Genomic DNA, 20793 nt, shown 5'->3' with positions numbered 1-20793 from the left:
AGTATTAAGAATTAGAACAGACAGACAACACATTCTTATCGTGAGAGGTGGAGGGACTGGCCCTTTGAAACCTCAGCAACCGGTATGCATCACTTCATGTGATGTACCAAGGTGCTAAATCCAGCAAGCAGCTTTTTTGCTTGGAAGATAAGAGGAAGCGATTAAACCCCTTCTTCTTATGAAGAAGGGGTTTTCTGTTTTGAAATCAGATTTTACTTAGGATGGTGTCAAATGACAGAACATGTGGAAACGACATTAGCGCAAATTGGAAACCGCAGCGAAGAGGCGACTGGCACGGTCAGTCCCCCCGTTTATCTTTCAACAGCATACAGACATAGAGGCATAGGGGAATCAACCGGATTTGATTACATTCGAACGAAAAACCCAACAAGGCAGCTTGTAGAGGATGCGATTGCTTCACTCGAAGAAGGGACGGCCGGCTTTGCCTTCAGTTCGGGAATGGCTGCGATCCAAACGATCATGGCATTATTTGAAAGCGGAGATGAACTCATCGTCTCATCAGACCTATATGGCGGTACATACCGTTTGTTTGAAAACGAATGGAAAAAGTACGGCTTACGGTTTCTTTACGATGATTTTTCAGATGAAGACTGTTTACGTTCTAAAATCACGCCAAACACAAAAGCGGTCTTTATTGAAACGCCGACAAATCCACTTATGCAGGAAGCAGATATTCAAAAAATAGCAAAGATTGCAAAAGAATATGGCGCTTTGGTCATTGTCGATAACACCTTTTACACACCCGTTTTGCAAAAGCCGATTACACTTGGAGCGGACATTGTCATCCATAGCGCAACCAAATATTTAGGCGGACACAATGACGTCCTTGCCGGTCTTGTGGTGACAAAAGGAGAGCAGCTGTCTGAAGACATGTTCCAGCATCAAAACGCAATTGGAGCCGTTTTATCTCCGTTTGACTCATGGCTTTTAATGAGAGGAATGAAAACACTGGCTCTTAGAATGCGCCAGCACGAGGCAAATGCGAAGGAGCTGGCAGAGTTTTTAAAGAAACAGCCAGAAATTCAAGATGTCCTTTACCCAGGCAAGGGAGGAATGCTGTCATTCCGTGTAGCCAAGGAGGACTGGGTCAATCCATTTTTGAAGCAGCTGAAAACGATCTGTTTTGCTGAAAGTCTTGGCGGAATCGAAAGCTTTATTACGTATCCTGCAACGCAAACGCATATGGATATCCCAGAGGAGATTCGCATTGCAAATGGCGTTTGTAACAAACTGCTCCGTTTCTCCGTTGGCATTGAGCACGTAGATGACCTGAAAGCAGACCTGAAACAGGCACTATCACAAGTAAGAGAGGAGGTACACGCCAAATGACCACACACGATTGGACACTCGAAACCCAACTCGTTCATAATGCGTTTAAAACAGATCGTTCAACAGGTGCAGTCAGTGTGCCAATTCAGCATGCATCCACATTCCATCAAAGCAGCTTCGATGAATTTGGTCAATATGACTACTCAAGATCGGGGACTCCTACACGTCAAGCGTTAGAGGATACGATTGCGGCGCTAGAAGGAGGAACAAGAGGGCTTGCTTTTGCATCAGGCATGGCAGCCATTTCAACTGCTTTTCTACTATTATCAAAGGGAGATCATGTCCTTGTCACAAGAGATGTGTACGGTGGTACATTTCGAATGATCACCCAAGTTCTTTCGCGATTTGGCATCGAGCATACCTTTGTGGACATGACGGATTTGAATGAAGTCAAAAGAGGCATTCAATCGAATACAAAAGTCATTTACATGGAAACACCGTCAAACCCGACTCTAGGTATTACGGATATTGGGAGCGTCGTCCAGCTTGCCAAAGAACATGACTGTCTGACATTCTTAGATAATACATTTTTAACGCCTGCTCTTCAGCGTCCGCTGGATCTTGGCGTTGACGTAGTCCTGCACAGCGCAACGAAATTTTTGAGCGGTCACAGTGATGTACTGTCAGGCTTAGCTGTCGTGAAAGACGAGAAGCTGGGAGAAGAACTCTATTCGCTGCAAAACTCCTTCGGTGCGGTGCTTGGCGTGCAGGATTGCTGGCTTGTGTTAAGAGGGTTAAAAACCCTTCAGGTCAGATTAGAAAAAGCAAGCCAAACGGCCTTCGAACTGGCCTCATTTCTCAAAGAGCATCCTGCGGTGAAAAAAGTGTACTATCCAGGCTTAGATGACCATCCAGGGGCGGACATTCAGCGAAAGCAAGCAAGCGGAGCAGGAGCTGTTCTTTCATTTGAATTAGAAAACCAAGCAGCTGTCAAAGAATTGGTGGATGCTGTCACATTACCAGTATTCGCCGTCAGCCTTGGCGCCGTCGAATCCATTCTGTCATACCCAGCCAAAATGTCACATGCCGCTATGCCAAAAGAAGAAAGAGAAAAAAGAGGGATTACAGATGGCCTGCTTCGATTAAGTGTAGGGGTCGAAAACGGAGAAGACCTCAAACGCGACTTCAAACAAGCACTAGACCAACTAAAGCCTGTTCTTGTCAACCAATCATAAAGGAGAGAAAAAAGCCGGTCCGGCTGCCGGCTTTTTGACCTTTTTTGAATAAAACCATTGACGACGAATCATGATGGTTATATAATAGAGACTGTCAGTAACAGAAAGCCCAGAACTGATACATAACCCGATTCCGTAGCTCAGCTGGGAGAGCGCTACCTTGACAGGGTAGAGGTCGCTGGTTCGAGCCCAGTCGGAATCATCGTTTAAACCCTTGCCTAGCAAGGGTTTTTTTGTTTTTTGCAGGTTGTTTTTTTAGGTTAAAACGATTAAAGTGTTCTGCGGTGTTAAATTCTAATTTGTTTGTGACATGATTATAAATATCTGAGGGTATTTTAGCACTAGCATGTCCTGCTCTTTTTTGAATAGATGTACCCCACCTGTTTGGGATGGGGTATCTGCATCAATACATTCAATATTTGTCTGGTGTAATTTAAATAAATAAAGTTCGTTTATCTTAATATTTAATAATGGTTCTTCCTAAATGTTGACCATTTTTAATGGCTTCAATTTTTTCAGGTAACGTATTGAGAGTAATCTCATTGACTAGGGTCGTTTGGGAGATATTCCATTCGTTTGCTATCTCGTTCCAAATGACTTTGCGTTTATTGATTGGTACATTTACAGAATCGATCCCTAGAAGGTTGATCCCTCTTAGAATAAAAGGTAACACAGTTGTTGTTAATTTAATTCCGCCTGCATTCCCGCACATGCTCATGCTTCCACCATAAGAAATTTGAGGAATGATCACAGAAGCCACATCTCCTCCTACGGTATCTAAGACGAAGTCAAATTTTTGCTTGTTTAATGGTTTTTTTAGCTCTCCTAACTCGTTTGCAAAAATGACATCAGCTGCTCCTAAAGATTTTGCTATATCAACTTGATGATCTTTACGCACTAAAGCAAAAATATTGTTGTACCCAATTTTAGATAATAATTGTATAGCAATGCTACCAACTCCACCAGTTGACCCTGTAACGAGTATATTAGGTTGATTTTTCGTACTCATACCATTTTCCTGTAAAGCCATGATAGAAAGAGCTGCGGTAAAGCCTGCTGTTCCAAAAATCATTGCTTCTTTTAAAGTCAAGTTATTTGGCAAAGGAACAATCCAATCCGCAGGTACTCTAGCATATTCAGAAAAACCTCCAGTGTGGCTCATGCCCATAGCGAAACCTGTGACAATCACTTGTTGACCCTCTACGAAACGATTATCTGTTGTATGAACGATAGTCCCACTTAGATCAATTCCAGGAATCATTGGATAGTTACGAATAACACCTCCATTTTTTTGAACAGCCAGCATATCTTTATAATTGATTGAAGAATATGCTACTTTAATTAATATTTCTCCTTCAGATAAATCATTAACACTTACATTTTGAAGATCATAACTAACTTGATCATTTTTTTCTGTAACTAGAATCGCTTTAAATGAATCCATTGTTTATCTTCCTCTCTAAAAATATATTACAACAAAATATTTCTGGTGCAAAAGTATTTCAATTAAAAAACTACCATGATATTATAGGTAAAGTCAATGTGGGGGAGATAAAATGGAATTATTAGAGTGCATAAATTTTTTACTAAGTGTTAGTCAAAATAAAGTGTTCAAGTACTTTAGTAAACTTTTAGAGGAATGTGATTTGACACCCGCTCAATATGGTGTGTTGAACTGTCTGTGGAGAGAGGGTCAGTTATCTCCTAAACAAATTGGAGAACTTGTATATTTAGAAGCCTCAACAGTTTCTGGAATTTTAGATAAAATGCAAAAAGCTGACTTAATTGAACGCACAATAGATCCAAACAATCGAAGAAATATTTTAGTAGAGGCTACTCAAAAATCTTTAGTCATTAGAGATCAAGTTGAAGCAGCAACAATTGAACTGAACGAGACAGCGCTTCAAAACTTGTCAAATGATGATAAGGTTGTACTAAAGAAAGCATTAAGTACAATTATAAATAATTTTCAATGATGTACTTTTATAAACAAGTTCCATATTAAATCGATAACTATCACAAGGCTCCTTTACAGGAGCTTTTTTCAGTTTCTTTTCGGTGCGTTGTAAATCCTTGGATGTGATAATAAATATAATATTAAGTTTTTTATGGAAATTAGGTAAGGAATGGACAAAATTCTTTCTTCAGTGGAGAATATTCAATGTTGATGGCAGCTATTCAGAATGGTTGGCTTGATGCAAATGTTGTAATTGAAGAATCATTAATGTCGTTCAAACGCGCCGGATGCGATGGCATTTTGACTTATTTTGCTTTAGATATGGCTCGGCGACTGAGAGATGGAGAATCTCAAAACATATAGGCAAAATGAAAACAGACCATGCAGGGTCTGTTTTTTTATGAGGAATTATTTGAGGACCTTCAGAAAAAGTATTGATGGAAGAAATCCTTTTTCATACCGATCACACATCTTTTAATAGTATCAGCATATTCAGTTTAAGAGGTTACTTACAAAATATTTAGAACTATCTTGTAAGAACCCTCCTAAATGTAATACGGACTTTAAATATTTTCTATTTGTCTATACTTTTCATATCGCTGTTGGATAAGCTCTTCTGAGGATAATGGTGTCAATTTTTTTAGAGATGATTCGATCACAGATTCAATCATTTGTGCCTGTGATTTGATATCATTTTGTGCTCCACCTTTCATTTCAGGAATGATTTCATCAATCATTCCTAACTGTTTTAAATCTTTTGCTGAAATTTTCATATGTTCAGCAGCTTCTGGAGCATACTTAGCGTCTTTCCATAGGATAGATGCTGCTCCTTCTGGCGAAATTACCGAGTACCATGAATACTCTAACATATGGATATGGTTACCGACACTAATGCCAAGAGCTCCACCACTTGATGCCTCTCCAATTACAATACAAACAATTGGCACTTTAAGCGTAGCCATTTCAAATAGATTTCGAGCTATCGCTTCAGAAATTCCACGTTCTTCAGACCCTTTCCCTGGATAGGCGCCTATTGTATCAATAAATGTAATAATAGGGCGATTAAATTTATCAGCTTGTTTCATCAGTCTTAGCGCTTTTCTATATCCTTCTGGATGAGCCATTCCAAAATTTCTTTCTATATTTTCCTTTGTACTTCTACCTCTTTGATGACCAATAACCGTAACGGGCATTCCTTTAAATTTTGCAATACCACCTATCATTGCTTTATCATCACCATATAATCGATCACCATGAAGTTCGAAAAAGTTTGTAAACAATAAAGGTATATAATCCAATGTCGTGGGCCGGTTACGTAGCCTTGCAATTTGAACTCGTTGAAAAGCTGTAAGATTAGAATAAATTTCATCTTGCATTTTATTTAAACGTTTTTCTAATAAATGAATTTCTGACGATAAATCTACATTATTTTCTTTCATCATTTTCTTTAATTCATCAAATTTCTCTTTTAGTTCAATAATAGGACGTTCAAAATCCAAACTCATTTTATCCTCCAAAGGTTATGATTTACCTCACTCTAATCAAAAGACTTAGAAATAGAATCAATAAATAATTCAAAACCATCCACAACTATTTTTTGTTCTGATTCTGATAAATTATTGAGGATACGTTGATAAAATGTAAGGGATTGTTCTCTTAAGCGATTAACAGTAATGTGACCCTTTTCTGTGAGGTGCAGAAAAAGTTCTCTTCTATTTTTTTCATTTACTTCACGATAAACAAGTCCCTTTTTTACTAACTTATCTACCAATCTACTTACAGTTGAAGTATCTAGTCTAAGTTTATTGGATAGTTGCCAAACAGTTAATCTTTCCACCTCTAGTTCCTCTAACGCCATCATTTGAGAAGTTGGTAGAGGTTTTTCAAATGGTCCATTCGGCAAATTTTGAGATTCGAAAACCCCAGTTAATATAATCATTTTCTTAATATCTGTTCTTAGTTTTAAGGCATCTTCTCTTTTCAAAAGGTCAACCTCCTACAATTCATGTATCATACATTAATTGTATTATACATCAATGTGGTTTTTTCACAAGCTTAACATAAGCCAATATGACAACATGGACGAGATATTTCTTCTTGTTAAATGTGTCTAATTTGTGAAATTAACAATTTCCACAAACTAAAATATATGGAAGTTCAGTCTATAGTAGGTAACATAATACTCATTGTTATGGCGGGTATCTAGTCTCGTAAAAGTGACAAGACTAATCATTTTGAATGAATAGAAGGAGGTTTCATGAATATTGCCATAACTGATGTTACATACGGTAGTAAAGTAAGAGAGCCAAAAGGTGCTCTGCGTTACTACTATACACATGCCTTAGAAATCGAAAATTCTAAGGAAGAGCTTCTCATCCAAATGGACTTTACAGATAAGCTCTCTAAAAAAAATTACACGGAGGTAATAGGAAATGAGAATTAACCACAATATCGCAGCACTTAACACATTAAACCGTTTATCAGCAAACAACGGTGCGAGCCAAAAGAACATGGAGAAACTATCTTCTGGTCTTAAAATTAACCGTGCAGGAGATGACGCAGCAGGTCTAGCAATCTCTGAAAAAATGCGTGGACAAATCCGCGGATTAGAAATGGCTTCTAAAAACGCCCAAGACGGTATCTCTCTTATCCAAACAGCTGAAGGTGCATTGACTGAAACTCACTCCATCCTTCAACGTGTTCGTGAACTAGTCGTTCAAGCTGGAAATACTGGTACACAGCAAGGTGAAGACTTAGCTGCAATTAAAGATGAGATCACAGCGCTTGTTGAAGAGGTCGATGGTATTTCTAATCGTACTGAGTTTAACGGAAAAAAATTATTAAATGGTACGTTTAATGGAGTAGGCACACCAGAAGTTCCGCCGACAGATCCAGATGATCCAAGTACAGGTACACCAGCAACTGATGGCGATGCTTTAGTATTCCAAATTGGTGCAAATGCTACACAACAAATTAAGGTAAACATTCAAGATATGAGCGCTGCTGCTTTAGGCGTTACAGACAACGATGGTGCAGTTGAGACAGGTAAGTCTGTTAAAGATATCGATGTATCTAAATTTAAAACAATTGCAGCTGATGACGATGGTGGATTTGATGATCAGTTAGCAATCGTTGATGGAGCTATTAAACAAGTTTCTGCACAACGTTCTAAACTTGGTGCAGTTCAAAACCGTCTAGAGCACACAATCAACAACCTTGGTGCTTCTGGTGAAAACTTAACGGCTGCTGAATCTCGTATTCGTGACGTTGACATGGCAAAAGAAATGAGTGAATTCACTAAGAACAATATTCTTTCTCAAGCGTCTCAAGCGATGCTTGCACAAGCGAATCAACAGCCACAAAACGTACTTCAATTATTACGTTAATAAATCAAAAGCCCCTATATATAGGGGCTTTTTTTGTTTGTCTTTATTCGGTTCGATGTCTTATTTTATAGATCGTTCTAAAAGACGCTTCAACGCCAATGAATACGACAAATAATAATACTATCCAACTAACCAAATATTCGAGAGAGTCTTTTGTATTTCTCAGTGTTGGTCATTATCCTGTTTTCACAAACAGGGAGCTACATAAAGCAGCTCACTGACAAGTAATCAATCTTTCTTTTTTTTGTAGTCTTTTATTAAGCTTGAAACAGTTAAACCCATTACACCAAAAGCTACTACATAAAATAAAATATTTGTTACAGGTGTATCAATTTTTCCTAAAATCAACACAATAGCGATAATAGCGGCGGGTAAAGTAATTAACAAACCTTTGGATGCCTTATTTTCCTGTGTCACTAACCAAGCACCTCCTTGTTGTTTTCCATTTAGGTGTGTTTTAGTTCATTTTAAAAAACGAACAACATGATGGTTTTAGCAACCCACCATGCTGCATTTTCACTTCCAGTCACTTTAAGAGCGCCTAAGTAAATACCATGTTCAAGAGCGCCTGTATAGTGTTCGAGAGTGATTAGAATGGTTTCTAACCCTGTTACACCGCCTATCATTACTTTCAGTTTAGTTGGTAATTGGTCATAAGCTCCTTTTATTGCTTTTATAGCCGAAGTGAATTTACCGTGTAAAGTAGCTTCTCCGTATGTTTTTGACTGAGCTTCTTTTATTACTTTTTTGAACTTTACTGTTTCTTCTTCATTTAGATTCCAATACTGTGCAATCTCATCTATTGTAGGCTCTTTTGATTGTTCAAAAGAAAATTTTACAGATGAATAAGAAAAGGACTGTTCTTTTTCGAGAGCTTTAGTAACATTTGCTTCTGCAAAAGGTGTGAATATAAAAACAGAAATTCCTGCAACTGTTGATAAGATTAAACCTTTAGAAGAACTTAGTTTTTCCATAATAAACTCCTACTTTTGAATATATTTTAGACATTAGGCTTTCAAGGAATGTAAGGCTTATTTAGTAATGCAATATTTTGTTTTAGCTGTTAGAAATATTCCTCCTACTCTAATGAATGTTATCATTTGTAAATAAAAGAAGTAAATAGGTTATTTGTTATAAGGTTTGAACGGTACAATATGTATGCATATTGATGAAAAACATGATTAACAAAGAATCAACAAAGATTAAGAATAAAGAGGTAACATTTTTAGTTCTTAAAAAACGAAGGAATACCGGAGGATAAAAAGCTTCTGTAGTAACGGTAGAAGTGAATTAGAGGGTGTCACTGGTAATGACAGAATTCTATACCTCTACCTTGACTGGGTAGAGGTGACAGTTCGATCCAGCTTAATTAGAGACCATCGTAAAGAACCCTTCTTGTTAAAGATTAAAGAAGCAATAAGTAAAAAATATGAAACTATTTTATTTCCTCATCCATCACTTTCTTATATTTTTCAAATTCAGAATCCTTCATTTCTCCGTTCATTTGAAGCAGGAAGTTCCCTTTTGAATATGTGTGAGAGAAGAACATAGATCCAGCATTGCCCAACTCATCATAATAAGATTTGGCCTGGTTAAGGTCAGTTTCATTTCCAAATTTAAAAATCCTTCCACCAGCATTTTCACCTAAAGAAGGAATGAGAATCCTTTTTCCTTCTTCTCTTATATTTCCAAACTCTTTTTGTTCAAGATCAGTTGGTTTTTCTGCTTCAAGTCCAGCACTTTTGAACGCTTCAATCACGTTGTCTGTTGTGAGCTGTTTTTTAGTAGATGCTGCATTGCTACAAGCTGTTAACAATAATAAACATGTAAAAAATAATACAAAATATTTCTTCATAGTCGATCCTCCTGATTGATAGATGCATAAGGATCTTACACTAAGTAATTTCTGTTTACTATCCTTTCGACAAAAGTAGACAAATGTGAAAAAATAAAGGAAGGGTAAAATGATAACGTTCAGGTGAATATATATTTGATAAAATATTTAGCGAGGGTAGAAAGATATGAAGTCATTTTTACTAATTGGACAATCAAATATGGCGGGGCGCGGCTTCAAACATGAAGTGCCTCCGATTTATAATGAAAGAATCATGATGCTGCGAAATGGTAGATGGCAAATGATGACTGAACCCATTCATTTTGATAGGCTGGTAGCTGGCGTAGGACTAGCTGCTTCCTTTGCGGAGTCTTGGTGTATGGATCATGAAGGAGAAAAGATTGGCCTTATTCCTTGTGCAGAGGGTGGCAGTTCCATTGACGAGTGGTCGCAGGATGGAGCATTATTTCGTCATGCTATAAGTGAAGCTAAATTTGCAAAGGAAAATAGCGAATTGGTCGGGATATTATGGCATCAAGGAGAAAGCGACAGCCAAGATGGGAAATACAAAGAATACTATGAAAAAATAATAAGATTATTTCATGAACTAAGAACTGAATTATCTGTACCTAACATTCCGCTTGTAATAGGAGGCTTGGGCGATTTCTTGGGAAAAACAGCATTTGGCGCAGGGTGTGTGGAATATCAACTGATGAATGAAGAACTAAAAAAATATGCACATCATCATGAAAATTGTTATTATGTTACTGCCAAAGGCCTTGCACCTAACCCAGACGGAATTCACATCAATGCGATGTCTCAGAGAATATTTGGTATAAGATATTATGAAGCATTTCGAAAAAAAGAACATATACATGAACCATTACCAAATGAATATGAGTTAGTGAATGAATGTCATAATAGAATGAATACCTCAGCGGAGAAAACATATATAGCACTAGAAAAATTCACGTTGGGCAAGATGACTTACGAAGAGTTGTTGAAGGTTTTATCGTAGGCTCAAGTGATAGACTGAAACATAATATATCTCTTGAAAGGATGATTGTGGTGGTGAAAACAGATAAAGTCTCCTCCTGAATACAGTAAATCACATTCAGGAGGAGATAAAAATGTTTAAACAAATAGATGAAAATTATCCGAGAAAAGAGCACTTTCATCATTATATGAAGGTAACCCGATGCTCATATAGCCTGGTGATCAATCTAGACATCACGAAATTGCATGCAATATTAAAAGAAAAAAAGCTAAAAGTATATCCTGTGCAAATTTATTTGTTAGCAAGAGCTGTGCAAAAAATACCGGAGTTTCGGATGGATCTAGTAAACAATGAACTTGGTCATTGGGAACTTCTCCATCCTAGTTATACGATTCTAAATAAAGAAACAAAGACATTTTCAAGTATTTGGACGCCTTATGACGAAAACTTTGCTCAGTTTTATAAAAGCTGTGTAACGGACATTGAAACTTATAGTGAAAGTAACAAACTATTTCCGAAACCTAATATGCCAGAGAACATGTTCAATATTTCAAGTCTACCTTGGATTGATTTTACTTCTTTTAACCTTAATGTATCTACAGATGAAACTTACTTGCTGCCAATATTTACGTTAGGTCAATTTAAGATGAAAGGAGAAAAAATCACCCTGCCCGTTTCGATTCAAGTACATCATGCTGTTTGCGACGGCTATCATGTCGGTCTATATGTGGAATATTTGAGATGGCTTATAGAACATTGTGAAGAGTGGTTAAGCGAGTCATTGTATATTTAGTTTTCAAAAGGTGTAGTCATTTGATTTTTAGAAAAAGGCAAACTTTGTAGAGTCTGCTTTTTTGTTGTGTGAAAAAAATGTGTAAAATCACTTTATGTTACTCAACTGTTCTTTTTGCGGTTTCTTTTCGGTGATTTGTAAACTCATACATGTGATAATAAATGTAATATAAGGGAAATTAGTGGAAGGGGAATAAGGGATGGAGAAAGTTCTTTCTTCACATGTTGGTGTGAAAATAAATGAATGGTATAAAATGATTCGGCAATTCAGCGTTCCAGATGCAGAGATATTGAAATCTGAGGTAGAACGAGAAATTGAACGGATGGAAGAGGATCAAGATCTGCTCATTTATTATCAATTAATGTGTTTTCGACATCAGCTTATGCTCGATTATATTAAACCTTCAGAAAAACGATCGCCTTCTGTTTCTGATTTGGTTGATAAAATCGAAAATTCAAATCATCAACTTTCTGGTATGCTGCAATACTATAATGCTTTTTTTAGAGGAATGTATGAGTTTAGTAAAAAAGAATACATACAGGCTATCCAATATTATAAGATCGCTGAAAGGCAGCTCGCATTGGTTGTTGATGATATTGAGCAAGCAGAGTTTCACTTCAAGGTGGCTGAAGCCTACTATATTATGAAACAAACTCATGTTTCTATGCATCATATTATAAAGGCCTTAGACATCTATAAGCAGCATGAACAATATAAAGTTCGCCAAATACAAAGCTTGATTGTTATTGCAGGAAATTATGATGATTTCAAGCGATATGACAAGTCATTAGAGCATCTAAATACAGCTTTTTCTATAGCAGAAGAGCTCGCCGATAATATGTTAATTGCTAAAATTCTATTGAACATAGCGAATACATATGATCGACAACAAAAGTACACTGAAGCAATCATACGCTACAGAGAAGTTTTAGACATTATTACACCACGAAGTATTGATATAAAACCAATCACCCTATTTAGTTTAAGTTGGTCGTTGTATAAGTCTAGTCAACATGATGAAGCCGCTCCACTCGTAGAAGATGGTCTTAAGTGCTCCTTAGAGAGAAATGATTCGTTGTGTTTGATGTTATTTAAAGCTTTAAAAGCGATTTATATAGATGGTAATGAGAAAGCAATTCAAGAAGTGCTAGATTATTTTGAGGAAAAGCAACTATATGTCTATGTCGAGGCATTTGCTCAAAGTATAGGATTATCTTCTGAAAAAAAGGGGGACTTTGAAAAAGCTGCCGAATATTATAGAAAGGCTCTTAAAGCTCAAAATGATATTCAAAAAGGAGAGTGTCTGTATGATTATTAAAAAATTACTAGTCATTGTATCCATTGTATTGTTAAGTGTTTCAACAGCAGAAACTTTGAAAATCATTGGAACAAAATCAATTCGGAATACAACAATGGAGGAACAACAAAAATCAAATCGAAACACGACTATGATTGATCGAAATACAACCTCTGAAAACGTATAGACAAGATTAAAACAGACTTTAATAGTCTGTTTTTTTATGAAGTAGAATGAGCAAATGAACAGTTGGTCAATGTTATACTTATCTCAATAGATATAGGGAGGCACCCACTTTGAAGCCATTTTGGGAGAAAGAAGAAGAGAGTCCTTTCACGTTAGAAAAGGTAGATGAGGAAAAAATTCGTGAAGCAGAAGGAAGACTTGGCGTCACTTTACCTGATACATATAAAAAGCTCATTTTAGATTGGAACGGTGGTTTTACAGTTCGTAATGCTTTTCCAACCGAACGGCCAAATTCTTGGGCAGAGGATCATGTTCAATTTGACCATCTAAGAGGAATCGCAAAAGGTGTTGGAATTATGAACAGTCCCCAGTTAAGTGATGAATTGGATCTGCCTGAGGGACTTGTGATCATCAGCGGAGAAGAAGATACATGGATCGCAATGGATTATCGAAAAACGAAGGAACATCCTCCTATTCACTATTTCGATTTAGAGCTGGAAGTAGATTTTAAGCTGGCAGATACTTTCGATGATTTTATTGGGCAGTTATATACAGCTGAAGATGCGATGGTCGAAGTAGTAGAGATTGAGGAGGAAGCTTCGGATTTATATGTCAGTAAAGAAGAGCTTGAACACATATTTGATAGGCAGGACCTTCGTCAGCAGAATCTATTCAAAATGGCACATTATCCGATGGAAGAAACAGAAGAGATCGAATGGTTTTTCAATCGTGTGAAACAATGCATCCAACAGATAAACGATCAACATGTTTTGTATGAAGCAGCGACAACGATTCACTCCATCCTTCTGTTAAACCCGGATATGCCAAGGAATGACCGTATCAATCAAGAGTTGAAAGAAATAGCGGAGTTTCTAGAAAATAGTGGTGAGCCTAATACCGCTTTTTTGGGAGAAGACATTCATCCAGTGAAAAAACGATAGTGAAAGAATAAAAGCCCCTGAAAAGGGCTTTTAAAATGTAGTTTAAGACCTCTTTTTATTTAAAGTTTTCATGATGAATAATGCTATATATGAAGCAATGAATGAGCCTAAAGTGTAAACAACTGACCACCCTAAGAAAGAGCCATTAAAAAGTGTAAATGTCAGGATGAGCAAAATGATAAAGCTCACAACTGGCATGAAATAAACCTTTTGTACAAACAATGTGACGATAAAAGAAGCGATGATCGTACTTACTGGAAGCAAGCCGAATACGAATTCTAAATGAGTCATACCAATTCTCCCTTTAAATGACTTAGCTACATTTGATTTGTTCTAATTGCCTCTCATACACTCAAAATTCATAGTACATCGGGTTTTTGAGTTTAATAAATTTATTAGACAAAAGAATCAATAACCATATCATAACATAAGTAAATGCATTTATTACATTATATGTAATTCGATGGGAAGTCGGATGATTTTAAATCCTTTTTTTTGTAATCTTATTGAAAGTCATATTTAAATAAAGTATAGTAACTTTATATGACAAAGAGGAGGATGGTTAAAGATGATGCATGCAGGAAGATTACGCCAGCAAACTTTGAACAATCAATAATTTCATATGTTCAAAGGCTCTGTTTTCATCAAACAGAGTAAACGGGGTAGTCTGCACATTTTTAAACATCTTCAGCGGTCAAGTATGTAACTTTACTTGAAGACAGACAGATATCGTTTCTGTCTTTTTTTGTAATTTTTTATTGATATAAAGAGAGATATGAGTCTAGCCGTGTTTACTCTAGCCACAGATAGCAGCCTATTTGTGGTTTTTTTGATGATTTTCTTAACGCCTGTTGATCATGAATAAATGAGCAATTGGAGGAAAAGAATATGAATAGACTAGATTTAAAGCAATTAGCCAATCATCACGGATTAGAGATTTTAGAGAATACCATCAAAATAAATGAATCAGGTGTTGATTTCCGTGTCGCACATGTCGAAGATTTACATGGTGATCAATGGATATTAAGAGTGCCTCGCAGACCTGAATCAATGAAACATACCTTACAAGAAAAAAAGACATTAGATCATATTAGTAAGCAGGTTCAATTTCAGGTCCCTCAGTGGTCTATCTTTACAGAAAGTCTGATTGCTTATAAACAATTAGAGGGGGTACCGGCGGCAAGTATTGATGTGGAGAAGCAATCATATGTGTGGAGTTTTGACCAAACGAATGTACCGCAAGCCTATTACGAATCATTAGGAAGAGTTTTAGCAAATGTACATTCCTTAGATCAACAGCCTTTTAAAACGCTCGGTGTGGAGATGCTCAGTGCTCATGAATTAAGAGAATCAATGAAACAGCGAATGGAACGTGTCAAATCGCAATACACCATTAACAGCGGTTTATGGGAGCGCTGGCAAGCATGGCTAGCAAAAGATTCTTTATGGCCGCCTTTCGTGGGGGTGAAGCATGGAGATTTACATCCTGGCCACATTCTGATTGATGAAAATCAATGTGTTACGGGTGTGATTGATTGGTCTGAAGTGGGGGTTGGTGATGTATCTGCAGACTTTTTGTCGCATCAACTTCTCTTTGGGAAAGAAGGATTAACAAAACTTATCCATGCGTATGAAAAAGCAGGCGGGAGAACTTGGCCAGGAATGGATGAACATATAATAGAACTTCTGACTACAAGTGCGATCACTGTGGCCGAGTACGCACAGAGATCAGGTTTGAAAGATATGCATGAAACTGCAGCATACATGTTGGCAAACGAAAGCTAATCAATCAGGACGAATCCAAAAAAAAGCCCCTAAAAAGGGCTTTTTTTAATCTAATTCATGAAAAAACTGTTTGAGTTGATCAATGAAAACGGATTTTGATTTTCCTTTTTTATAAATGAACTCGATATTGATATTGAAATTGATGGATGGATCGATTGAAATTTGTTTTAATGTTCCTTGTTCTACCTCATTTCTAACACAATGATGAGGAAGAAACGATAGTCCCATTCCTTAAAGCACTAAATTTTTTGCGGTTTCCATATAATCAACCTCAATGGAAATGTTCGGTGTGATGTTGTTTTTTTGAAATAATCGGTGGAGCATCAACCAATCAAATGATCCATAGTCAAAGAAAATAAAAGGCTGTTCTTCTAGTTCTTTCATATTGATGTTGTCATGGCTGGCGAGCGGGTGATGAGTTGGGACGAACAGCCCGATTGGATCGCTGAAAATAGGGATTGATTCAATTTGAGGATGTGTTTCAGTTCTGACAATCCCAAAGTCTACTTGGTTGTTAATCACTTTTTTGACAACATCCTTTGAATGTCCTGTTACGATTTTCACTTTCAGGTTTTCGTATTTTTCTTTTAGTGCGGGTAATATGTTAGGCAATAGATTATTGGAAATAGAGGATGCGCATCCAATCGTCAATTCATAAGGGATCATCGTTTGTTTGAGACTATGCTTTGCTTCTTGATAAGAATGGAGGATCTTTTTGGCATGCGGGTAAAACTGTTCACCTTTTTCCGTCAGAGATAGTTTATTTCTCTGTCTATCAAATAATTTCAGGTCTAATTCTTTTTCTAACGATTGAATACGTGCCGAAACAGAAGGCTGGGTTAAATACAGTGCTTCCGCAGCTTTATTGATACTGCCTAGCTGGCATACATAAATAAACACTTCTATATTCTCAATATTCATTTTATCCCCTTATATTACGTTCTTTAAATGTTTAGCTTTTCAAGCTCATACACTAATTTTACAGCTTCTTTCGCCAAAATGACAGTAGGGTCAATCACTTTCACATCTTTAGTTGACCTTAGTACTAAGGGGATTTCTGTACAGCCGGCAATGATGGCTTCTGCTCCTTGATTGATTAAAATTTCTGCAGCTAACGCCAATTCACTTTCGCCTTTACTTAATTTTCCTGCTTTCACCGCATATATCCCATTCATCACGTTTTTCTGAAGATTTTCACTAGGAATCATGACGTCAATCTTGTGATGAGCACAAGCCTTTTGATAGAGCTGGGTTTTTAATGTTCCATCAGTACATAGTAAGCCCACAGATGTATATTGATGTTTGTTCAGGTAATTTGCGGTTTCTAATGGCATATTCATAATAGGGATATGGGTGGAATGTTGTACGTTTTCTAAAAAGAAGTGAGCGGTATTGCATGCAATGAGAATAAAGTCCGCTCTTGCACGTTCTAATCTCTTAGCTGATGCAATCATATCATCTGTAGGATCTTCGCTTTTCCCAAATATGGCATTGGTTCTATCAGGGATTTGAGGATAATTATCAGCAATCACATGGATATGATCCTGATCTTTTATCGCTGGTGTATGAGAAATGATTTTTTTCATCAGATCAATCGTTGCTAAAGGACTCATCCCGCCCATAATTCCGATCGTTGTAAACATATACGCCACCACATTTCTTTTTTTTCTATTATAAAAAAATAAAGCATGGTGAGCGTTATAGAAAAGTTCTATATGTATATAGAAGGTTTATCAAAAGCGTCTTTTAATAGCACTTAGCGGCCCTCTCTGATTGAAATTGGCGAATAACAACCCGGTGTGTCCTTGTAAATATGCTGTTTGCACTCATGTTTAACCTCACTTTTTAGTTTGTTTTTGATTTGAAAAAGTCTATCAGCCATTCAGATAGCTGCTGCTGTGCTTTACTGACAAATCGATCTGCATAATAAGTTAATTCCAAGTGACGAACAGGCGCCGGATCAGCAATAGGAATCGAAACAATATTTGGCCACGTCGAATGGTATTGCAGCAACCCTCGCGGCTGAATGGTTGCACCGATGCCGGCTTCAACCAGCTGCAATAATGAAGATGCGGACCCAACTTCCATGACGGTGTCCAGTTCAACACCCTGTTCTTTACATACGTCATCTACTAAATCCCTTCCTAGATATCCCTTCGGATACATAACCAAGGCATGCTGCGTCAGCTCTTCCAATGTCACTTCACTCTTTTGGGCTAGATCACTTTCTGAATGAACAAATAATTCGTAGGGCTCACTTCCAAGTGGAATTTGAACGAGACGCTTATCCGCAGGCCCACGCAGCCCGATGCCGAGGTCCACTTTATGCGACAGTACTTCTTCACGAACGAAGATCGTTGAATATGCTTTCAGATTGGTTTCGGGATAAAGTGTTTTAAATTCTACAAATAGCGGAACAAGCTGAAAGTCAAGATCGGAGGGGAGTACTGCAAGTCGTACGGTTCCTCGTTTTTCAGATAACAGTTCTTTCATCGCATTTTTTGCATCTCTTTCAGCTTGAAGCATTTTCATACCATATTGATAAAGCAGAGAACCCGCTTCAGTTGCAACGACTTTTTTACCGATTCGATCAAAGAGCGGCATCCCAACTTCTGCTTCAAGCAGCCGAATCTGTTGGCTTAATGTAGGCTGTGATATCCCTAATTGCTCAGCAGCTTTTGTGAAATGTAAATGATCGAATACAGCCATGAAATATGTAATATGCCGAGTATCCATTTGTCATCCTTTCATAATTAATAGTTTTTTACTATCATCATAATACGAATTATTGTATTGATCAATGAATGCGGCAGATTTATACTCAAAGTAACTTCAACAAGATGAGAGAGGAAGAAGAGCATTGATGAAAAAAATATTTTATTTAACCGCTTTATTTTTAGCTGCACTAAACTTGCGCCCAATCATTACGTCCGTGGCTTCTATGATGAGCATGATCCAAACAGACCTTGGTGTCAGTGCACTGACAGCAAGTCTTCTAACTACTTTACCGGTCTTGTGCATGGGGGTCTTTGCACCTGTAGCAACTAAACTAAGCCGCCGTTTTGGTTTAGAGAGAACCCTCTTTTTCTCGATTCTTCTCATCACGATCGCTACTGGATTACGTGGGACGAGTCAAACGGTTGCCATCCTTCTCATCACTGCATTTGCAGGAGGAGTTGGAATTAGCTTTGCAGGACCATTGTTGTCTAGTTTTATCAAAAAGTATTTCCCGAAAAACCCGGGGATTGTGAGTGTCTATTCTATTTCGATGACGATTGGTGCAGCACTTGCTTCTGGCTTCACCATTCCGATATATCTTCGCAGTGAGCATAACCTTCCGCTCGCCTTGTCTTGCTGGGCGGTTTTAGGGATCATCGCATTGATCTTATGGCTAGGGCTGGCTCGGAAAAAACAACAGGCTGATCATGCAGTTTTACCGCTAAGGCTACCGCTGCGAAACAGAAAAGCCATTCAATTCACCTTGTTCTTTGGCTTTATGTCCAGTATGTTCTATTCGTTAACAGCATGGATTTCACCCATCGCCCTTAGTTTTGGAAATAGTCCACAGTATGCCGCCATGCTGCTAACGATATTTACACTGATTCAGATTCCGGTGGCACTACTCGTTCCAGGAGTCGTCACTCGCTTAGGAAAACCGAAATTATTTCTGATTTTATGCAGCGTGTCAGAGCTGATCGGCCTTATTTTCCTTCTACTTCCAATGCCTATTTTGCCAGCCGTCATTTTTCTAGGGATTGGGGCAGGTGGATTATTTCCTTTAGCACTTATGCTGCCCATTATTGAGACGCGTACACCGGAGGAGGCTGGTACATGGTCCGCTATGTCGCAGATGGGCGGATACATCATGGGCGGGTTTGGTCCGTTTTTCATTGGCTTGGTTTTCGATCTAAGCGGACATTTTCAAGCTTCCATTGTCGCAATGCTCGTCATTGTCTCATTGATGATTGGTGTTCAGTTATCAATGAAATTAGGTAGAAAAGAGGAAGAAGTGTCGAGTTAAATCATGCTGCTTCACATTTCAATCAAAACGGGGAGGTTTTATTGCTTAAGAAGGGGAGCCTGGGTAGAGATACTGGGTGCTTGTTTATGATGGAACGTAAGGAATGTCTTCATTTTTCGCAGCCGCTTTTATAGCTTTTCTTTATTGAGTTTGCGCAATAATGGAATATTTCACAAAATAATAGAGTCACCTAAAGGAGGCAAGTATTGTCTCTCTTTTGTTGTTTTAGGAGTAAACACCAGTGATCCTTTCATTTAACCAGAAATGCTATTGCTTTTTTGCTCGATTAAGAGTTTGATTATAATAGAGACTGTAAAACAGAAGGCGATAGAATAATTCAGTATCATGAGCTCCAGTTATTTTTGCAAGATATGTTCCGAGAAAAATTTGCATAAAAAGAACTAGAGGTGAATAATATGACAAGCTATGAGTCGAAAGACATTTTAAAGCAAGCAATCATGAAGACGTACAATCAATACGATGAAGAATTCAATATGATTCCAGAAGAAATGAAAGATGATCGAATAGAGGATGTAAGCCGAACTCCTGCAGAAAATTTGGCCTATCAAGTTGGTTGGACAACCCTGCTGCTTCAATGGGAGCAACACGAAACTGAAGGAAAGGTTGTCCATACGCCAGCAGAAGGTTATAAATGGAATCAGCTTGGCACATTATATTCTCTTTTTAATGAGAAGTATGCCTGCCAATCACTAGTCGCATTAAGAGCTCAGCTCAAACAGAATGTTTTAACTATTTGTGATATGTTGGATCGTATGAGTGAAGAAGAAGTGTTTGAACCTCATCAACGAAAATGGGCGGATGATGCGACAGCAAAGGCTGTTTGGCCAGTTTATAAATTTATTCATGTGAATACCGTTGCTCCTTTTAAAAATTTCCGTACTCAAATTCGTAAATGGAAACGATTAAAACAAGTATGACGTGAAGGATATACGATGTACATATTTCGTTAGAACTAAACTTGATTGTATCATCTTATTTTAGAGAGAACAGGGGGCGCTGATTCGAGCCCAGTTATTCCTTCTTATCAAAATTACGATCACTCACATGGCT

22 protein-coding genes, 1 tRNA gene, 2 pseudogenes and 1 riboswitch are annotated in these 20793 nt (G+C 37.6%); of the genes and pseudogenes, 15 read left to right on the top strand and 10 right to left on the bottom strand.

The features are described from left to right. The first annotated feature begins 32 nt into the window (after positions 1 to 32). A riboswitch (SAM riboswitch) is annotated at positions 33 to 154 on the top strand. A gap of 77 nt (positions 155 to 231) precedes the next feature. The 3 genes from C6347_RS08020 (at position 232) to C6347_RS08010 (ending at position 2727) form a co-directional block, all read left to right on the top strand. Beyond that, positions 232 to 1350: a methionine biosynthesis PLP-dependent protein gene (locus C6347_RS08020; protein WP_106071561.1), complete on the top strand. Its 1119-nt coding sequence runs from the start codon at positions 232 to 234 to the stop codon at positions 1348 to 1350. Beyond that, positions 1347 to 2525 (top strand): cystathionine beta-lyase, encoded by a 1179-nt coding sequence (gene metC, locus C6347_RS08015; RefSeq protein ID WP_066031025.1) that lies wholly within the window; start codon positions 1347 to 1349, stop codon positions 2523 to 2525. The genes C6347_RS08020 and metC overlap by 4 nt, the downstream gene beginning before the upstream one ends. A gap of 129 nt (positions 2526 to 2654) precedes the next feature. Beyond that, a tRNA-Val gene (locus C6347_RS08010) sits at positions 2655 to 2727 on the top strand. 255 nt (positions 2728 to 2982) lie between these two features. Here the strand turns inward: C6347_RS08010 and C6347_RS08005 are convergent. Further along, the gene (locus C6347_RS08005) at positions 2983 to 3969 is read right to left on the bottom strand and encodes a YhdH/YhfP family quinone oxidoreductase (RefSeq protein ID WP_066031024.1); all 987 of its coding nucleotides are present in this window, start codon (positions 3967 to 3969) and stop codon (positions 2983 to 2985) included. Positions 3970 to 4081: 112 nt separating this feature from the next. Between C6347_RS08005 and C6347_RS08000 the strand changes: the two genes are divergently transcribed. Then, the gene (locus tag C6347_RS08000; RefSeq protein WP_060596031.1) at positions 4082 to 4501 is read left to right on the top strand and encodes a MarR family winged helix-turn-helix transcriptional regulator; all 420 of its coding nucleotides are present in this window, start codon (positions 4082 to 4084) and stop codon (positions 4499 to 4501) included. A 182-nt stretch (positions 4502 to 4683) separates the two neighbouring features. Beyond that, a pseudogene (locus C6347_RS07995) lies at positions 4684 to 4845 on the top strand (porphobilinogen synthase); the annotation flags it as partial. A gap of 200 nt (positions 4846 to 5045) precedes the next feature. On the opposite strand, the gene C6347_RS07990 reads toward C6347_RS07995, so the two are convergent. Then, positions 5046 to 5987 carry an acetyl-CoA carboxylase carboxyltransferase subunit alpha gene (locus C6347_RS07990; protein WP_066031023.1) on the bottom strand — a complete coding sequence of 314 codons (942 nt, stop codon included), beginning with the start codon at positions 5985 to 5987 and terminating at the stop codon, positions 5046 to 5048. A 32-nt stretch (positions 5988 to 6019) separates the two neighbouring features. Further along, positions 6020 to 6466 carry a MarR family winged helix-turn-helix transcriptional regulator gene (locus C6347_RS07985; RefSeq protein WP_060596033.1) on the bottom strand — a complete coding sequence of 149 codons (447 nt, stop codon included), beginning with the start codon at positions 6464 to 6466 and terminating at the stop codon, positions 6020 to 6022. Between the two features lie 273 nt (positions 6467 to 6739). On the opposite strand from C6347_RS07985, the gene C6347_RS07980 reads away from it, so the two are divergent. Next, positions 6740 to 6925, top strand: coding sequence for a hypothetical protein (locus tag C6347_RS07980; protein WP_060596034.1), 186 nt, complete (start codon positions 6740 to 6742; stop codon positions 6923 to 6925). Further along, on the top strand, positions 6915 to 7868 hold the full coding sequence (gene hag / locus C6347_RS07975; RefSeq protein ID WP_106071560.1) for a flagellin Hag: 954 nt from the start codon (positions 6915 to 6917) through the stop codon (positions 7866 to 7868). Before C6347_RS07980 ends, hag begins: the two co-directional genes overlap by 11 nt. A 228-nt stretch (positions 7869 to 8096) precedes the next feature. Here the strand turns inward: hag and C6347_RS07970 are convergent, their stop codons facing one another. The 3 genes from C6347_RS07970 to C6347_RS07960 form a co-directional block, all read right to left on the bottom strand. Beyond that, complete coding sequence (locus C6347_RS07970; protein ID WP_059377832.1) at positions 8097 to 8285, bottom strand: hypothetical protein; 189 nt, start codon at positions 8283 to 8285, stop codon at positions 8097 to 8099. 50 nt (positions 8286 to 8335) lie between these two features. After that, positions 8336 to 8842, bottom strand: coding sequence for a hypothetical protein (locus C6347_RS07965; RefSeq protein WP_060596045.1), 507 nt, complete (start codon positions 8840 to 8842; stop codon positions 8336 to 8338). Between the two features lie 461 nt (positions 8843 to 9303). Then, entirely contained in the window at positions 9304 to 9723 is a 420-nt protein-coding gene (locus tag C6347_RS07960) for a hypothetical protein (protein WP_060596046.1), read from the bottom strand. Positions 9724 to 9889: 166 nt separating this feature from the next. Between C6347_RS07960 and C6347_RS07955 the strand changes: the two genes are divergently transcribed. From C6347_RS07955 to C6347_RS07935, 5 genes are all read left to right on the top strand, one after another. Continuing rightward, positions 9890 to 10720, top strand: coding sequence for a sialate O-acetylesterase (locus C6347_RS07955; protein ID WP_106047662.1), 831 nt, complete (start codon positions 9890 to 9892; stop codon positions 10718 to 10720). A 112-nt stretch (positions 10721 to 10832) separates the two neighbouring features. Continuing rightward, positions 10833 to 11492: a type A chloramphenicol O-acetyltransferase gene (gene catA / locus C6347_RS07950; RefSeq protein WP_060596047.1), complete on the top strand. Its 660-nt coding sequence runs from the start codon at positions 10833 to 10835 to the stop codon at positions 11490 to 11492. 199 nt (positions 11493 to 11691) lie between these two features. Then, positions 11692 to 12810, top strand: coding sequence for a Rap family tetratricopeptide repeat protein (locus C6347_RS07945; protein WP_060596048.1), 1119 nt, complete (start codon positions 11692 to 11694; stop codon positions 12808 to 12810). After that, complete coding sequence (locus tag C6347_RS07940; protein ID WP_060596049.1) at positions 12800 to 12976, top strand: hypothetical protein; 177 nt, start codon at positions 12800 to 12802, stop codon at positions 12974 to 12976. The genes C6347_RS07945 and C6347_RS07940 overlap by 11 nt, the downstream gene beginning before the upstream one ends. A gap of 109 nt (positions 12977 to 13085) precedes the next feature. After that, the gene (locus tag C6347_RS07935) at positions 13086 to 13916 is read left to right on the top strand and encodes an SMI1/KNR4 family protein (protein ID WP_106071559.1); all 831 of its coding nucleotides are present in this window, start codon (positions 13086 to 13088) and stop codon (positions 13914 to 13916) included. Positions 13917 to 13958: 42 nt separating this feature from the next. On the opposite strand, the gene C6347_RS07930 is transcribed toward C6347_RS07935, so the two are convergent. Beyond that, complete coding sequence (locus C6347_RS07930) at positions 13959 to 14207, bottom strand: DUF2651 family protein (RefSeq protein WP_060596051.1); 249 nt, start codon at positions 14205 to 14207, stop codon at positions 13959 to 13961. A 597-nt stretch (positions 14208 to 14804) separates the two neighbouring features. On the opposite strand from C6347_RS07930, the gene C6347_RS07925 reads away from it, so the two are divergent. Next, a complete protein-coding gene (locus tag C6347_RS07925) occupies positions 14805 to 15701 on the top strand; it encodes a macrolide 2'-phosphotransferase (RefSeq protein ID WP_060596052.1) in 897 nt (298 codons plus the stop codon). A gap of 45 nt (positions 15702 to 15746) precedes the next feature. On the opposite strand, the pseudogene C6347_RS07920 reads toward C6347_RS07925, so the two are convergent. The 3 genes and pseudogenes from C6347_RS07920 to C6347_RS07910 form a co-directional block, all read right to left on the bottom strand. Next, a pseudogene (locus tag C6347_RS07920) lies at positions 15747 to 16622 on the bottom strand (LysR family transcriptional regulator). Positions 16623 to 16645: 23 nt separating this feature from the next. Further along, on the bottom strand, positions 16646 to 17344 hold the full coding sequence (gene cuyB, locus C6347_RS07915; protein ID WP_060596053.1) for a cysteate racemase: 699 nt from the start codon (positions 17342 to 17344) through the stop codon (positions 16646 to 16648). A 202-nt stretch (positions 17345 to 17546) separates the two neighbouring features. Beyond that, on the bottom strand, positions 17547 to 18437 hold the full coding sequence (locus C6347_RS07910; RefSeq protein ID WP_106031527.1) for a LysR family transcriptional regulator: 891 nt from the start codon (positions 18435 to 18437) through the stop codon (positions 17547 to 17549). 127 nt (positions 18438 to 18564) lie between these two features. Here C6347_RS07910 and C6347_RS07905 point away from each other — a divergent pair, with 127 nt between their 5' ends. Both C6347_RS07905 and C6347_RS07900 read left to right on the top strand, forming a co-directional pair. Further along, positions 18565 to 19722 (top strand): MFS transporter, encoded by a 1158-nt coding sequence (locus tag C6347_RS07905; RefSeq protein ID WP_106071558.1) that lies wholly within the window; start codon positions 18565 to 18567, stop codon positions 19720 to 19722. Positions 19723 to 20138: 416 nt separating this feature from the next. Beyond that, positions 20139 to 20660, top strand: coding sequence for a ClbS/DfsB family four-helix bundle protein (locus tag C6347_RS07900; protein ID WP_060596056.1), 522 nt, complete (start codon positions 20139 to 20141; stop codon positions 20658 to 20660). Positions 20661 to 20793: the final 133 nt, after the last annotated feature.

The organism is Bacillus sp. NMTD17 (genome assembly GCF_002998735.1).
Taxonomy (GTDB): domain Bacteria; phylum Bacillota; class Bacilli; order Bacillales; family Bacillaceae; genus Bacillus.
This window is presented reverse-complemented; position numbering and strand designations above follow the sequence as displayed.

Bases quoted from the DNA above. Each gene is read 5' to 3' on its own strand.
- C6347_RS08020 (WP_106071561.1), top strand. From the start codon at position 232: ATGACAGAACATGTGGAAACGACATTAGCGCAAATTGGAAACCGCAGC.
- metC (WP_066031025.1), top strand. From the start codon at position 1,347: ATGACCACACACGATTGGACACTCGAAACCCAACTCGTTCATAATGCG.
- C6347_RS08005 (WP_066031024.1), bottom strand. From the start codon at position 3,969: ATGGATTCATTTAAAGCGATTCTAGTTACAGAAAAAAATGATCAAGTT.
- C6347_RS08000 (WP_060596031.1), top strand. From the start codon at position 4,082: ATGGAATTATTAGAGTGCATAAATTTTTTACTAAGTGTTAGTCAAAAT.
- C6347_RS07990 (WP_066031023.1), bottom strand. From the start codon at position 5,987: ATGAGTTTGGATTTTGAACGTCCTATTATTGAACTAAAAGAGAAATTT.
- C6347_RS07980 (WP_060596034.1), top strand. From the start codon at position 6,740: ATGAATATTGCCATAACTGATGTTACATACGGTAGTAAAGTAAGAGAG.
- hag (WP_106071560.1), top strand. From the start codon at position 6,915: ATGAGAATTAACCACAATATCGCAGCACTTAACACATTAAACCGTTTA.
- C6347_RS07965 (WP_060596045.1), bottom strand. From the start codon at position 8,842: ATGGAAAAACTAAGTTCTTCTAAAGGTTTAATCTTATCAACAGTTGCA.
- C6347_RS07960 (WP_060596046.1), bottom strand. From the start codon at position 9,723: ATGAAGAAATATTTTGTATTATTTTTTACATGTTTATTATTGTTAACA.
- C6347_RS07955 (WP_106047662.1), top strand. From the start codon at position 9,890: ATGAAGTCATTTTTACTAATTGGACAATCAAATATGGCGGGGCGCGGC.
- catA (WP_060596047.1), top strand. From the start codon at position 10,833: ATGTTTAAACAAATAGATGAAAATTATCCGAGAAAAGAGCACTTTCAT.
- C6347_RS07945 (WP_060596048.1), top strand. From the start codon at position 11,692: ATGGAGAAAGTTCTTTCTTCACATGTTGGTGTGAAAATAAATGAATGG.
- C6347_RS07940 (WP_060596049.1), top strand. From the start codon at position 12,800: ATGATTATTAAAAAATTACTAGTCATTGTATCCATTGTATTGTTAAGT.
- C6347_RS07930 (WP_060596051.1), bottom strand. From the start codon at position 14,207: ATGACTCATTTAGAATTCGTATTCGGCTTGCTTCCAGTAAGTACGATC.
- C6347_RS07925 (WP_060596052.1), top strand. From the start codon at position 14,805: ATGAATAGACTAGATTTAAAGCAATTAGCCAATCATCACGGATTAGAG.
- cuyB (WP_060596053.1), bottom strand. From the start codon at position 17,344: ATGTTTACAACGATCGGAATTATGGGCGGGATGAGTCCTTTAGCAACG.
- C6347_RS07910 (WP_106031527.1), bottom strand. From the start codon at position 18,437: ATGGATACTCGGCATATTACATATTTCATGGCTGTATTCGATCATTTA.
- C6347_RS07905 (WP_106071558.1), top strand. From the start codon at position 18,565: ATGAAAAAAATATTTTATTTAACCGCTTTATTTTTAGCTGCACTAAAC.
- C6347_RS07900 (WP_060596056.1), top strand. From the start codon at position 20,139: ATGACAAGCTATGAGTCGAAAGACATTTTAAAGCAAGCAATCATGAAG.